The following is a 13,257-nucleotide window of genomic DNA, read 5'->3' on the forward strand; positions in this document are numbered from 1 at the left end:
CCACTCCGGACCCGCGTCAGACCCGGCGCATGAAAGCGAGCATGTAGTAGACGTTGTCGATGTTCCGTTCGACCACAGTGACCATTTGCCACCCCTGCGATTCGAGCATCTCGACACCATTGAGCAGGTGCACGACAGGTTCGAAGATCGCGCGCTGATACGCGGCCGAACCGAACACCAACCCGCCGGTCTGCGGTGAGCTCAGCACCAGGTTGCGACGCGGATAGGACCTGAGGTCCACCGCACCGTTCAACACGGCGATGACATCGAAAACAGGTCCGGGCGCAGGAGCATTCACGCCCTCATCGTCCTACACTCACCTACGCCCGCGATGCCACGGTTTCGGCTTTCTTGTCGGTACGGCGTCTGCCCGGGGCCCACATAGCGATGAGTACGGCCGCGCCGATAGTCAGGAATCCCAGTACGGTGGCGGACTCCTGCATGCCGTGAATGAACGCGGACTTCGCGAAATCGCCGAGCGGCTGTGCAGGCGGACCTGCGCGCTCTACCACCTCGAGCGCGGCCGCGAGCGAGTCACCGACCGGTTCACGCGCTGCCACGGGGAGGCTGGGCAGGGCGGGGGCGATGCGCTCGCCGTAACCCGCCGCGAGCACGCTGCCCGCGATCGCGATGCCGATGGCGGCCCCGATCTCGCGGGCGGCGTCGTTGACCGCGGCGGCGACACCGTGCTTCTGCACGGGTGTGCCGTCGACGATCGCGGCTGTAGCCGGCGCGGTGCACAACCCGATCCCTGTGCTCATCAGCAGCAACGGGCCGAGGAGGTCCACATAGGAAGTGTGCGAGTCGACTTGCGCGATCATCAGCATCCCGCCCCCGATCGCCAGCAAACCAGCACAGGCGGGGATTCGCAGGCCCACCCGTTCCGCCACCCGGGGCGCGATCACGGAGATCACCACCATCGGCAGGCCCATGGGAGCGAGCGCGAGTGCCGAGATCAGCGGACGGTAGCCCAGAATCAGCTGAAAATACTGCACGATCAGCATGAACAGGCCGAAGGTGACCAGAAACTGCACTGTCACTATCGCGGTGCCGCTGCCGAAGCCCCGATGAGCGAAGAGCCGGATGTCGATCAACGGGTGCGCGACCCGTCTTTCGATAGCGACGAAAGCTGTTGTCACGGTGAGCCCTACAGCGGTCGCGCCGATCACTACCGGATCGAGCCAGCCGCGTACGGGCACCTCGATCGCCGCGACCACGATCGCACCGATTGCCAGAGCGCTGGTGACCGCGCCGAGCGGGTCCATCGCGGGCCTCGATGTATCCACCGATTCGGGCAGCGTGAAGGCTGCCACCGCAAGCATCGCGCCCGCGACCGCCATCCCGGCGAAGATCGAAGCCCAGGACCAGTTTTCGATCAGAACACCCGAGCCGAGGATACCGAGGATCGCGCCGACGCCCGCGACGCCGGCCCACAAGCCGACGGCGCTGCCTCGCCGTTCCTCCGGAAGACCGGCGGTCAGCAGCGACAGCGTGGACGGCATCACCAGAGCCGCGCCGACCCCTGTCACGACCCGCGCGACGATCAGCCACGTCGGGCTGTCCAGCAACATGGGGGCAGCTGAGGCGAGCGAGAAGATGACTAGTCCCATGATGAGAACTACGCGCCTGCCGTACCTGTCACCGATCGCACCCCCGGGCAGTACGAGACAAGCCAGTGCCAGCGTGTAGCCGTCGACGATCCAGGTGAGTTCGGCCTGACTCGCGCCGGTATCGGCCGCGATCTCCGGCAGCGCCGTATACAGCGCCGCCATCGAGGAGGTGACGAGAACTACCGCGAGACAAGACAATGTCAGCAGCCAGCGCTGGGCAGCGGACAATCGTTCGCGTCCGGTGGGAACCATCGGGCCTCCGCTACTATTAGTATCGCTTCGCTACTATATGTAGCATAAGTATGAAGCGGGAGGTAGGCCGTGGGGAAAGTCCACCGACAGAGGAATACTGGGCGATATGAGCGGAACTGACGCCGTCGAGGTCGACCCGCGCCGGGTGCGCTCGCGCGCCCGGCTACTCGACGCCGCCGCGGCGCTGCTGCAGGACGGCGGCTTGGAGGCGGTGACAGTCGAGGGCGTCACCCGATTGTCCAAGGTCGCCAGAACCACCCTGTACCGGCATTTCGACAACGCGATGCAGCTACGCGCCGCCACGATCGAACGGCTGCTGCCCTCGGCAGTGGAGACCCCGCCCGAAGGCCCGCTGCGCGAGCGCCTCGTCGCCCTGCTGGAACGCCAGGCCGAGGCGATCCGGGACACGCCACTGCAGGTCTCGACATTGGCGTGGCTGGCGACCGGCTCGGACCACAACGCCGACAACCCCGCCATCAGCTCGCTGCGCCAGCGCATCATCGACCACTATCGGGTGCCGTTCGACCAGGTGCTCGATACCCCCGAGGCGCACCGGCAACTGGGCGAATTCGACACGTACTTCGTGCTGTCGCAATTGCTCGGTCCACTCGTTTTCGCGAAGCTCATCGGCTTGCGGACTTCGACTCCGCAAGACTGCGCCCGGATCGTCGACGACTTCCTCGCCGCACGCACCAAGACTCCTTCGGTGCACTGACTGCTGGCGCGTCACAATCATTCGCACCGCCACCCCGTATCCATCCGAAGCGCGCATCAATCGCAACGCGGCGGCTCGACCGGCCCGTCAAGTTCCCGACACGGTCCGACCTAGACTACTGCCGATCAGCTGGTGGGATTTCCTGGAATCTCACACGCGTAACCAGCGAGGTAGGCGATGCGATCGGGACCGAGGGTGAGTCGATGAACGACGGCAAGACGCTGCGGGCCTGGTGGAAAGACCCTGTCGACTACCGATGGCTGGTACGCACGCTGGCCGCGAGGTCGGCGCTGGTTCCGCTGAAGATCCTGATCGGTATCGCCGGTGCCGGGATCGCGGTGATGGGGGCGGTGATCGCGGGAACCCCGGTGGGTCCGCCCGGTCATCCCGGCATCGCTTCGACGGTCGGAGTGTTGGCCGGAACCCTGTGGGCGGCGCGCTGGTGGCTGCTGCCCTGGCCGAGCAAGACCGAGTCGCTGGTACTGATCGCCTGCGCCGACGTGCTGTTCACAGTGGAATTCCTCCAGCTGCAAGATAGGCTGTTCGGGGCGATGGGCACCGTACTGCTCCTCGGTACCGGCAGCTACCTGAGCTTCTTCCACAGCGCCAGGGCACTGGCCCTGCATTCGATGTGGTCGTTGCTGTCGGCGGTGCTGTTCTCGGTGCGGATCGTCACCGGCGGTGGGAGCATCGAGCTGGCCCTCGCGGTCGCGTTGCTTCTCGCATCGGTGGTCAGCGCGGTGCCCGCTTTCCAGCTCCTGTATTCGCTTCTGCGCACCGAGTCGCTGTCGGACCCGCTGACCGACCTGCTGAACCGCCGGGGCCTCGAGAACCGGCTACCCCAGCTGATGGACCGCAATCCCACGATCTGCGTCATCTGCTTCGATCTCGACCGGTTCAAAACCGTCAACGACACCTGGGGCCACCGGATCGGCGACATCGTCTTGATGCGGACCGCCCGGCGGCTGCGCGATGCCGCCGGAGAGATGGCGGTGGTGGCACGCACAGGCGGCGAGGAGTTCGTGGTTGCCGCTCCGATCGCCGCGCCCGCCGCGCGCAAGGAAGCCGAACGGCTGTGCCGGGTGATCGCCGAACCAGCGGAGACCACGGTGGCGGTCACCGCGAGCGTCGGTGTCGCGGTCTTCGACGCATCGATCTGTCCGCGATGTCCATGCCCGACTCCGGACCGGCTGCTGCAATCCGCCGACGCGGCGATGTACCAGGCCAAACAGTCCGGCGGGAACCTGGTGGTGGTCGACGAACTCACCCCGCCACCGGGCCACCGCCACCCGGCCGACCCGCAGGACAGCCGCTAGCACCGACCGTTCCCGGAGATCAGGCCACCGCCGCGCCGGACCTGTGCGCATCGGGCACGATGGTGATCATGGACCTCCGCATCTTCACCGAACCTCAGCAGGGCGCCGACTACGACACATTGCTGTCGGTGGCGCGCGCCGCCGAGGAGCTCGAATTCGACGCGTTCTTCCGTTCCGACCACTACCTCGCCATGGGCGATGCTTCAGGCCTGCCCGGCCCCACCGATGCCTGGATCACCCTGGCCGGGCTGGCCAGGGACACCTCCCGCATCCGGCTGGGCACCCTGGTCACCGCCGCGACGTTCCGGCTGCCGGGGCCGCTGGCCATCCAGATCGCCCAGGTGGATCAGATGTCGAACGGGCGAATCGAGCTCGGCCTGGGCAGCGGCTGGTTCGCCGCAGAACACGCCGCCTACGGAATCCCGTTCCCGGACAACCGGTTCGGCCTGCTCGAGGAGCAGCTGGCCGTCATCACCGGTCTGTGGGAGACCAAGCCGGGGGCGACGTTCAGCTTCGAAGGCGCCCACTATCAGCTCACCGACTCCCCCGCCCTACCCAAGCCCGTGCAAGACCCGGTACCCGTGATCATCGGCGGCAACGGCAAGGTCCGCACCCCGCGCCTGGCGGCCCGCTATGCCACCGAGTTCAACATGCCGTTCGCCTCGATCGCCGACAGCGCCGCCCAGTTCGACCGGGTGCGCGCCGCGGTGCGCGCGGCCGGGCGCACCGACGAACTGATCTACTCCAACGCCCTGGTCGCCTGCGTCGGGCGTACTGATGCCGACGTGGCGCGCCGAGCCGCCGCGATCGGCCGCGAGGTGGACGAACTCAAGAGCAATGGCCTGGCCGGCACGCCTGCCGAGGTCGTCGACAAGATCGCCCGGTACCGCGAGATCGGCGCGAGCCGGATCTATCTCCAGATCCTCGATCTCGCCGATCTCGACCACCTGGAACTCATTGCCGCCGAGGTGCAATCGCAGCTCTGAGATCGACGGGGCTACCGGCTGCCCGGCGTTGCCCCCTCCGGTGCAAGCCTTCTCCCCCTCGGCCGGCCCTGACCGTCACGCAGGCAGGGCCGGCCGAATCAGGCTGTCTCACATCAGGTCAGCCGGTGCGTGCCGGTAGCCAGGAGCAGTCTCGTCCGGTCGGCAGTCTGGTTCGGATTCAGACCGCCGGTGTCGATCGTGTACTGCTCGAGGTCGCCGATGTCGGAGAATGCGCCGTGCAAGCCGGTGATCGCCGCCAGATCCTTCAGCTCGTCTCCGACGCGTCGCTTCGCGCGCGACACGGTGGTGGCCAAGTCGGGTCGCAGGACCACGTAGGAAACGGTCGGCCCGCCGCGGTCGGCGAGTGCCCGAAACGGCGGGAGGAACCACGGGCCGACGATCCCGTCGACGATGACGTCGTACCCGCCGCGCGCGTATGCCGCGACGGCCGCGACGATCGCCTCGATCACCACCTCGTTCTGCCGGTGCGCATCCGGAAGGAACGGCAGGACGAATCCTGTGCGGATCGACCGGTAGAACAGGTCGGTCTCGAGATGAACCGTCGGGGCGCTCGCCGCGTCGGCGAGAAGGCGGCAAACGGTCGTCTTTCCCGCAGCAGGTGGACCGGTCACGATGATCACTTCACCACTCATGGACACGGACCCTAGCCAGCCCACCAGGCAAGAAACAGTCTTTTATTTTCCTCCCCATTGATCGCCGTCGAACATCCTCGGCCCCAACGATGTCGGCATCCCGGTCTGCGATCCGTCCACTGCATGTCGGTCGCGGCAGCGCACCTCGTCGCGCCCGCCACCGGACCCGCGAAGGACAACTGATATGGCCGCCGCCTACACACGACCTTGTCCCAGTCCGACCTGTTCTAGAGAAATATAATTCGACAATGAAGCTCAGCTTTACATCGGGCCACAGGTGGTAGCAAACGTCACGAAATACGCGTAGGCTCCATTCGGCGCTCCAGCATGAGCGACAATGTCATCGCAATCACATGCCGGGCAGACAAGCCAGAGCGCGGATCATATTCGCAAATGCTAGCGCTTCATTGTCGGCGCCGAAACGTCTTCACAGGCCGGCGACCACCCGATTCCGTCGTACGTAAATAACTCGGTAGCAATGGATTACGGCTAACAACCTGAGCCCGGCAACCCACCACATCTACCGCAGTTTTCTGCCTTCATCGTCGATCAAGACGAGCGAGATATTTCCTCTCCATTACACCATGAGCTTGCGAATGAGCCGCGACGCGCTGGCGCATTCATATCTGATCCGACCGAATCGAATGATCGGTGAAGCGCGCCCCATGGCCGATTTCGCTACATCGGCCGCAGTGCACATAAATAGAGGAGCACTATTGTGACCGGAACTCTCAGCGCACGCACCCGTATCGCCGCACTGTTCGGCGGTCTCGTCCTGACCACCAGCACCATGATCGCCGTGGCGCCGCCGGTATTCGCTGCCTGCCAGACCATGAACGGCGCCGACGGCGCTCCCGGCACCGCCTCGCAGCCCGCCGGCGGCAGCGGCGGCAACGGCAGCCAGGGCACCGAGAACTGTCCGGGTGGCGACGGCGGGAACGGCGGCATCGGCTACGGCGGTGGCGCGGGCGGCGCGGGCGGAAACGGCGGCAGTGGTGGACTCGGCGTTCTGGGTGCGGGCGGGCTGGGCGGCAACGGCGGACTCGGTGGTCCCAACGGCGGATCCGGCGGCGCCGGTGGCGAAGGCGGCAACGGCGGGGCAGGCGCGACCAGCGCAACCGGCACGGACGGAGCACCCGGCGGAAACGGTGGCGTCGGCGGCAACGCTCTCGCTGTCGACACCGGCGGCGCGGGCGGCAAGGCAGGCAACGGCGGCGACGCCTCGGGCGCCAACAACAGCGGCGGAGCGGGCGCGCACGGCGGCAACGGTGGCACCGGAATCCTCGGAACAGGCGGGGCGGGCGGAAACGGCGGAAACGGCGGGGCACAGACCGGCGACGGTACCCTCGGCGCTTGCGGCACCGCGGGCAGCGGCGGCGCAGGACTGGTCAACGGCGCTCCCGGAAATGCGGGCACCGGGGACTGCTGACACCCCCGACACATGCCGAATCACACCCATATTCGTGCGGGTGTGATTCGGTGTCGCGACGGTCGCGGGCGAACCTTCCGGTCACAGCGGTGTCAGGGAAGCAGACCAAGGCCGGTGCGGCCGACGACGTCGAGGTCGGCCGGGTCGGAGTCGTCGCGGGCGTGGATGCCCACCGAGGTCCACACCGGGCCGAGCGAAGTGAAGGTCTTGCGGCCGTCGACGAGGTAGGAGCCGTCGGGCTGGGGACGGGCGCTCACCACCGAATCATCCAGCCCCACATCGTTTCCGCGTTCACCGTGACCGGCCGCGAACACCTCACCGTCGCGGACCGCGGCGAGCAGCCAGCTGAAGTCCTCGGCGCCGGAGACAGTCAGCGCGGTCACGGGCGCACAATACGCCAATTTTTTTTGCTCCCTGGACAATTCGCTGAGTGTCAATCCCGGACCACCGTATTGCGCCGCGCAGGTACCCAGCGTCGCGCAATTCCTCGAAATCCTCAGTGAAGAAGGTGTTTCCAGCGTCGTAGGTGCCCGCGTGAGCGTGGAACCGGTGGTAGTCCTCGTTGCTGAAGAAGGCGCTCGGCGCAGCAGTCGCCGAGAACGGGGAGGTGGTGCTGGCAACGACGGTGGGTATGACGGTGCTGGTCATCGCTGGTCTCCCGGGTTCGCCTGGAGCGGCGAGATCGATGGGTTGTATCGCGGGCCGACCCGGCCGCGGTGAAGCAATAGAATCGGCCCGATCACATCCGAACGTCAGTAGTAGACCGGCCCGGGAACGCCGCCCCCGGCCGCGATGGCATCGCCGGTGATGGCGATGCTGCGTGGCGAGGCCAAAAACGTCACCACGTAGGCGATCTCACCCGCGTCGATGATCCGACGAATCGAATTCTTGACCAGCTGTGTTTCCAGCTCGGCCACGTCGCCACCGTCTTGTTCGACCTGGCGGGTGAGCCGTTCGGTGAGTCGTTCGGTGCGGGTGAGACCCGGGTGCACGACTGTCACATTCACCCCGTGCGGCCCCAGCTCGTCGGCGAGGTTCTTGGTCAACGCCGAGACGCTCACGTTGCGGATGGTCTGCCCGATCGAATTGGCCTGCCGCGCACCGAGTCCGCTGATGTTGATGATGCGACCCCACCCCTGCTCCACCAGGTGGGGTGCGACAGCACGCGCGGTGCGAAGGTACCCGAGCACCTTGATCTCGACTTCCCTGCGCACGATCTCGTCGGTGGTGGCTTGCAGATCGCCGCCGGCGCCCGCGCTCCACGGTGTGGCAGCGGAGTTCACCAGGATGTCCACGCCACCGAGCTCGGCGACGGTGCGCGCGACGAGTTCTTTCACCTGTTCGTCGTCGCCGGTGTCGGTCGGAACCGCGATCACCCGCCGCCCCGACTGCCGAGCGATCTCCTGCGCAGCTGCGCGCAGCGGTTGCGCCGATCGCGCCGCGAGCACCACATCCACACCCTCTGCCGCGAGCCCCCGCGCGATAGCGAGACCGATTCCCTTGCTCGCGCCGGTGACGATCGCCCGTTTTCCAACCAGTCCCAGATCCATGCGCCGACGCTAACAATCCCACCCAGCGCACCACACGCTCCAGCTCGAGATGATCCGAACCTGTCCCTGTGAGCACAACCTGCCGCGTGCGCTGTGGTCGAGTCTCGACGACGAGATCGCCGAGTCGGTCGACAGGGCAGATCGAAACGCCCCGCGCACCGCGTAAGTTATCGCCTGGCCCGCTATAAGGCAGGTTGGTTGCCCCGGCCCAGCGGTAGCGCGACGCGTAAGGCTCGAATCTCCTCGACCAGATCGGCATAACCTTCCTGGACTTGAGCAAAGCGCAGTGCGGCGTGGTGCTGGTGTTCGGCGCTCTTGGTGTGGCGCAGTGTCCACTGAACGTGGGTGTAAGTGTCCGCCACGTGGCTGATCACCTCGCCGAGGGAATGGGTGTGGCGGCGGCCCGAAGTGGGGCGAGGAAGATGACAGGCCGACCACTCGTCGATCAGGCCGATGACGGTGTTGATCCGGCCGCTGGTGGTGGGCGCGTCGAAGTCGGCGGGCCGTCGGGTGGTCGACACCGACGCGGTGAACAGAGTCGCGTGCAGATCCGCCAGCTCGCGCGCCCATCCGATCAGCGGGGACCCGCCCTGCAGGTTCCCGGCGACGGCGAGCAGCAGCTGACGGGCCTCCAGTAATCCCTCCGCGGTCCGAACGCGTGTGTTCTCCCCAGCGCGGCTGTCGGGCTTCGCGGCGGAGCCGCCTGCGTGCGTCACAGCTACACACACCCGGCTCACCGGCGTCTGTCCATTGCCCGATGGCCACGTCTCGGCGTCGTCGTAGTCATGAACCGAGTACATCGCCGAATAACCTCTGCGACAATGACATTCGACAGGGCATGTCGTAAATGTCGCTGTGCGAGGATGACATCGTCGGGTTGCGTCGACATTGCTACGCGGTCGCGAGGCGATGTTCGGTCAGCTGGTGCGGAGTGTGCCGGGTGGTGCGGACTGCCCGCCGGATCGTCTGACAGAGATCGCGAACATCGGATCGCGAGGACGCGAGGGTCGCGGCGTGTACCAGCTGCCCCAGCCGGTCGCCGACTCGCCCGCTGTCGACCTGACCGGTCATTGCCAGCGAAGCCGTCGCGAAGGAGACCGCGTCATCGATCTGGCCGAGACGGAAGGTGCCCGTGGCGATCGTGATGTTGTCGAACAGAATGCTGCGGGCAGGTCGTCCCGGCGTGGACGCGGCCAACGAAGCGCGAGCGGCGTCGACGGCTTCGGCTGTGTAGTGTTGCGCGGTCTGTCCGCGGGCTGTCAGGGCGTACTCGTTGTAGATCACCGATCGCATCCCGGTGAACTCTCCGGGCGTGAAGAACACCCGGGTCCACGGATCGACGGGATGGTCTGCGACCCGGGCGATCTCGTCTTCGGCGCGGGCGAGCGCGGTCCGCATCCGGCCGACGTCGCCCATCATCGCGTGTGCCCACGCCTCGTTGGCATACAAGCGCGCCGATTCCCCACCGCCGGTGGCGTCTTGGGCAGGCAGCTGGCCGAGTTGGAACATCCGCAGAGCGGCGCGCGGGTCGCGTTCGATCAAGCTGATCCGCCCCAGCACGTACAGCGTCGACGCGACCAGGCTGTCCGCGCCCGCTCGCCGCGCGGACACCAAGGCCATCGTCGCGTATTGGCGGGCGCGATGTTGATCACCGATGTCGTGGTATGCCCACCCGATCAGCCGGGCCAGATCGGCGGTGGCGACCAGCAGCGCGTGCGCGAGCGTCGTATGTCCGCGGTATCCGGCCAGCAGCGCGGTCGTCGATTTCAGGAGATCGACGGCGGTGCGGGCGACCGAGCCGCCACCGTGTCGCTGGTCGCGTTCCCGCAATCCCGAGGTGGCGCTGCGCACCGCATCGATATCGAGCAGTTCTGCGTCGCAGGGCATCTCGCAAACATCGAGGGAAGGCAACCACGGCGTCAGGATGTCAGCGGAACCGACAACCGCGGTCGCGAGAGCCTCCAGCAGAGTCGCATCCGCGCCGCGACGCGTACCGGCACCGACGGATTCGGCAGACCGTGACACCACTTCACGAGCGAACCCGACATTCAGGCCCGGCGATGACAGGACGGAGTCGATCTCGGGAACCGGTGCGCCGAGCGCGGCCAGCAGAACGCGATAGGACTTGCTGGGCCTGCGAACCTCACCGAGTTCCCAGCGCGCGACGTGTCGTTCCGAACACGCGACATTGACACTGTCGCGGCGAGCTCGGTCGTTGATCAACTCGGCGAAATCCCCACGGCTGAGCCCTAATCGAGCGCGACGATAGGTCCGAAGCCGCTGTCCCCAGCTGTTCGCGGCTCCGGCATCGAGAGTGCCGCGGAGGGTTCCGGGGTCGGTGACGTCCATGAGTGGGCCCCACTCTTCTTGCGCCGCAGGGTATGTCGCAGTTCGGATACACCCTCTGACTTGTTCGCCAAATAATCGTGGTTGATAATCTAACCTGATAATCAGGATTGCGAAACAGGTGGCAGCCGCCGCCCAGCAGCCCGATACGGTGGGATCCATGGCACGAACCGCACGAAAAGTGCTGCTAGGTCGAGAGATCGACGCGCTCCTGCGCCGGTCTCGCACTACCCAGGCCGACGCGGGAAAGATGATCGGGGTGAGCCAGTCCCGCATCGCGGCGGTGATCAGCGGCACCGGCAATCTGAGCGCCCAGGCGCTCGACGAGCTGGTCAGGCAGCTCGGCGTCACCGACCAGGACTACATCTCGATCCTGCTCGATCTGCGCGAAGACAGCCATCGCCGCGGATTCTGGAACTCCGGCTACCGCCGCGCCTACATCGAGGAACTGCGACTGCTCGTCGACCTCGAGGCCGTGGCGGATCGGCTGCGCGAGACCGCCGCCGAGATCGTTCCCGGGCTACTCCAGCACGAGAGCTACATCCGCGCGCTGCACGAGCCACTGGAACCCGACCCCGACGATCCGGACGCGGTCACCGTCGACGACTACGTCCACGCCCGCATCGCCCGTCAGCGAATCCTTCTCGCGCGGGGCGCACCCGAGTTCCACGCGATCCTGTCCGAATCCTGCCTGCGCCGCACCTACGGCGGGGACGCGGTGATGCTCGACCAGATCACCCATCTCCTCGAGCTGTCCGCCCGGCCCAACATCCAGATCCAGGTCATGCCCTTCACCCACCAAGCACCCGGCGCCGGCATGGAGGACCGCTACATCCTGGTTCGTGTGCCCTCCCCCGGAGCGGCCGGCGATCTCGAGATGGCCGTCATCGAAGCTCAGGGCGAGATCCGCTACATCGACGACAAACCCGCCGTCGGTATCCGCGACAAGATCTTCAACCGCCTGGCGATGACGGCTTTGAGCCCCCACGACTCACGTCAGTTCATGGAACACCTCGTCCGCGGCCTCCGCAGCCGACCGACCATTCAGCGATAGACCGGCACCACCGCACCCGCAGAGGAATCACGATGTCCGACAGCGACTTCGAGCCACGCCCGATCGACACCAACAAGCCCAGCTCCGCACGCATCTATCACCACATGATCACCGGCGAGGTGATCTTCGAATCGGATCTGCCCTTCATTCATCGGCTCTACACCGATATCCCCTTCTATCCGTTGTGGGCCCAGCACAATCGCCGGTTTCTCGCCCGCGCCGTTCGCTACATGGCCGGCACCGGGATTCGCCAGTTCCTCGATATCGGGTCGGGCCTGCCGACCGGCGGCAACACCCACGAGGTCGCGCGCGAGCTCGTGCCCGACTCGCGCGTGGTGTACGTCGACAACGACGAAGAGGCGATCAACCGCGCCCGCGACCTGCTTCGCGAACAGGGTGTCACCGACACCGCGACGATGGTCGACGCCGATCTGCGCGAGCCCGCGCGCATCCTCGCCCACCCCGATACCCAACGCCTGATCGACTTTTCCGAACCCGTTGGACTGCTGCTGGTTTCGGTGCTTCCCTGGGTCACCGACGCCAGCGAGCCCGGCAAGATCGTCGCGCAACTGCGCGACGCCCTCGCCCCCGGCAGCCACATCGCGATGACACATGTGTCCCTCGAAGACGCAGGCGCGGAGATCAAATCCCAGGTCGCCGCGGGCGCTGCGATCTTCACCGACGCCAGCACACCGGTCACCCTGCGCACCCGCGCGCAGTTCCAGACCTTCTTCGACGGATGGACGATCGCCGAGCCGGGCATCACCTACGCCACGGACTGGCGACCCGAACAGCCGATCGACCACGACGACTACGCCCGCCCCTGCAATTTCGCCGCTATCGGCAGCCTGCCCTAGTGTGCGCCCGCGCGGTCGGCACCGTCGCCGACCGCGCTGTTCGAAAGGATCTACCATGTCGTTACCGACACCGCCCGCCGCCCACTTCCGCAAAGCGGCCGCCAGTTCCCCTCAGCAGGCGTGCGTGATGGTCTACCGCGACAACCACCGCACCCTCATCTGGGACGACAAGCTCGCGCGCCCGGTCGCCACCGCGGCACACCCTGTCCCCCTCGAGGAATGCCTGACCCTCGACCACCACCAGTTCGAGGCCCTCCAGGCCGCGATCCGAGCAGGTCGCCCCATCCGTGGAGCCCTGACGATCACCCGAGGATCCGACGACCTCTACGAATTCAGCGCCGCGCCGGAATGCCGAGCCTCAGCCGGAACCGCCCGGCTCTTCTTCGACCACCTCGAATACGCCGCGTTCGTCCACGCGGTGCGACACCGTGAGTTCGAACGAGCAACCTTCGTCTCTCACGCCGCGTGACCGATTCGGCCTTGTCCCGC

General features: G+C 66.5%; 14 protein-coding genes. 7 read left to right on the forward strand and 7 right to left on the reverse strand.

Features of this window, described 5'->3' with window-relative positions; genetic code table 11:
• Positions 1-16 precede the first annotated feature (16 nt).
• Both ACFULV_RS04515 and ACFULV_RS04520 read right to left on the reverse strand, forming a co-directional pair.
• Positions 17-298 carry a hypothetical protein gene (locus tag ACFULV_RS04515; RefSeq protein WP_378628719.1) on the reverse strand — a complete coding sequence of 94 codons (282 nt, stop codon included), beginning with the start codon at positions 296-298 and terminating at the stop codon, positions 17-19.
• Positions 299-320: 22 nt separating this feature from the next.
• Positions 321-1,862 (reverse strand): MFS transporter, encoded by a 1,542-nt coding sequence (locus ACFULV_RS04520; protein WP_378653081.1) that lies wholly within the window; start codon positions 1,860-1,862, stop codon positions 321-323.
• 106 nt (positions 1,863-1,968) lie between these two features.
• Between ACFULV_RS04520 and ACFULV_RS04525 the strand changes: the two genes are divergently transcribed.
• From ACFULV_RS04525 to ACFULV_RS04535, 3 genes are all read left to right on the forward strand, one after another.
• Positions 1,969-2,577 carry a TetR/AcrR family transcriptional regulator gene (locus ACFULV_RS04525; RefSeq protein WP_378653083.1) on the forward strand — a complete coding sequence of 203 codons (609 nt, stop codon included), beginning with the start codon at positions 1,969-1,971 and terminating at the stop codon, positions 2,575-2,577.
• Positions 2,578-2,780: 203 nt separating this feature from the next.
• A complete protein-coding gene (locus ACFULV_RS04530) occupies positions 2,781-3,893 on the forward strand; it encodes a GGDEF domain-containing protein (protein ID WP_378653085.1) in 1,113 nt (370 codons plus the stop codon).
• Positions 3,894-3,961: 68 nt separating this feature from the next.
• The gene (locus ACFULV_RS04535; protein WP_378653087.1) at positions 3,962-4,879 is read left to right on the forward strand and encodes an LLM class F420-dependent oxidoreductase; all 918 of its coding nucleotides are present in this window, start codon (positions 3,962-3,964) and stop codon (positions 4,877-4,879) included.
• A 113-nt stretch (positions 4,880-4,992) separates the two neighbouring features.
• Here ACFULV_RS04535 and ACFULV_RS04540 read toward each other — a convergent pair whose 3' ends face one another.
• Entirely contained in the window at positions 4,993-5,532 is a 540-nt protein-coding gene (locus ACFULV_RS04540; RefSeq protein ID WP_378653089.1) for an AAA family ATPase, read from the reverse strand.
• Positions 5,533-6,250: 718 nt separating this feature from the next.
• Between ACFULV_RS04540 and ACFULV_RS04545 the strand changes: the two genes are divergently transcribed.
• Positions 6,251-6,961, forward strand: a complete 711-nt coding sequence (locus tag ACFULV_RS04545) for a hypothetical protein (protein WP_378653091.1) — start codon at positions 6,251-6,253, stop codon at positions 6,959-6,961.
• Between the two features lie 92 nt (positions 6,962-7,053).
• On the opposite strand, the gene ACFULV_RS04550 is transcribed toward ACFULV_RS04545, so the two are convergent.
• The 4 genes from ACFULV_RS04550 to ACFULV_RS04565 form a co-directional block, all read right to left on the reverse strand.
• Positions 7,054-7,344, reverse strand: a complete 291-nt coding sequence (locus ACFULV_RS04550; RefSeq protein ID WP_378653092.1) for a hypothetical protein — start codon at positions 7,342-7,344, stop codon at positions 7,054-7,056.
• Positions 7,345-7,713: 369 nt separating this feature from the next.
• The gene (locus ACFULV_RS04555; protein ID WP_378653095.1) at positions 7,714-8,511 is read right to left on the reverse strand and encodes an SDR family NAD(P)-dependent oxidoreductase; all 798 of its coding nucleotides are present in this window, start codon (positions 8,509-8,511) and stop codon (positions 7,714-7,716) included.
• 182 nt (positions 8,512-8,693) lie between these two features.
• Entirely contained in the window at positions 8,694-9,311 is a 618-nt protein-coding gene (locus ACFULV_RS04560) for a hypothetical protein (RefSeq protein ID WP_378628703.1), read from the reverse strand.
• A 91-nt stretch (positions 9,312-9,402) separates the two neighbouring features.
• Positions 9,403-10,860 (reverse strand): hypothetical protein, encoded by a 1,458-nt coding sequence (locus tag ACFULV_RS04565; RefSeq protein ID WP_378653097.1) that lies wholly within the window; start codon positions 10,858-10,860, stop codon positions 9,403-9,405.
• Between the two features lie 157 nt (positions 10,861-11,017).
• Here ACFULV_RS04565 and ACFULV_RS04570 point away from each other — a divergent pair, with 157 nt between their 5' ends.
• From ACFULV_RS04570 to ACFULV_RS04580, 3 genes are read left to right on the forward strand one after another with little or no spacing between them, the layout of a single operon-like run.
• Positions 11,018-11,911: a helix-turn-helix domain-containing protein gene (locus ACFULV_RS04570; RefSeq protein WP_378653099.1), complete on the forward strand. Its 894-nt coding sequence runs from the start codon at positions 11,018-11,020 to the stop codon at positions 11,909-11,911.
• A gap of 32 nt (positions 11,912-11,943) precedes the next feature.
• Positions 11,944-12,768 (forward strand): SAM-dependent methyltransferase, encoded by an 825-nt coding sequence (locus ACFULV_RS04575; protein ID WP_378653101.1) that lies wholly within the window; start codon positions 11,944-11,946, stop codon positions 12,766-12,768.
• Positions 12,769-12,823: 55 nt separating this feature from the next.
• On the forward strand, positions 12,824-13,237 hold the full coding sequence (locus tag ACFULV_RS04580) for a hypothetical protein (RefSeq protein WP_378653103.1): 414 nt from the start codon (positions 12,824-12,826) through the stop codon (positions 13,235-13,237).
• Positions 13,238-13,257 lie beyond the last annotated feature (20 nt).

Source organism: Nocardia sp. NPDC057272, from assembly GCF_042668615.1.
In the GTDB taxonomy this organism is placed as follows: Bacteria; Actinomycetota; Actinomycetes; order Mycobacteriales; family Mycobacteriaceae; genus Nocardia.

What these genes read in the sequence shown, in the direction of transcription:
- ACFULV_RS04520 (WP_378653081.1), bottom strand. Translation starts at nt 1,862, where the DNA reads ATGGTTCCCACCGGACGCGAACGATTGTCCGCTGCCCAGCGCTGGCTG.
- ACFULV_RS04525 (WP_378653083.1), top strand. Translation starts at nt 1,969, where the DNA reads ATGAGCGGAACTGACGCCGTCGAGGTCGACCCGCGCCGGGTGCGCTCG.
- ACFULV_RS04530 (WP_378653085.1), top strand. Translation starts at nt 2,781, where the DNA reads ATGAACGACGGCAAGACGCTGCGGGCCTGGTGGAAAGACCCTGTCGAC.
- ACFULV_RS04535 (WP_378653087.1), top strand. Translation starts at nt 3,962, where the DNA reads ATGGACCTCCGCATCTTCACCGAACCTCAGCAGGGCGCCGACTACGAC.
- ACFULV_RS04540 (WP_378653089.1), bottom strand. Translation starts at nt 5,532, where the DNA reads ATGAGTGGTGAAGTGATCATCGTGACCGGTCCACCTGCTGCGGGAAAG.
- ACFULV_RS04555 (WP_378653095.1), bottom strand. Translation starts at nt 8,511, where the DNA reads ATGGATCTGGGACTGGTTGGAAAACGGGCGATCGTCACCGGCGCGAGC.
- ACFULV_RS04560 (WP_378628703.1), bottom strand. Translation starts at nt 9,311, where the DNA reads ATGTACTCGGTTCATGACTACGACGACGCCGAGACGTGGCCATCGGGC.
- ACFULV_RS04565 (WP_378653097.1), bottom strand. Translation starts at nt 10,860, where the DNA reads ATGGACGTCACCGACCCCGGAACCCTCCGCGGCACTCTCGATGCCGGA.
- ACFULV_RS04570 (WP_378653099.1), top strand. Translation starts at nt 11,018, where the DNA reads ATGGCACGAACCGCACGAAAAGTGCTGCTAGGTCGAGAGATCGACGCG.
- ACFULV_RS04575 (WP_378653101.1), top strand. Translation starts at nt 11,944, where the DNA reads ATGTCCGACAGCGACTTCGAGCCACGCCCGATCGACACCAACAAGCCC.
- ACFULV_RS04580 (WP_378653103.1), top strand. Translation starts at nt 12,824, where the DNA reads ATGTCGTTACCGACACCGCCCGCCGCCCACTTCCGCAAAGCGGCCGCC.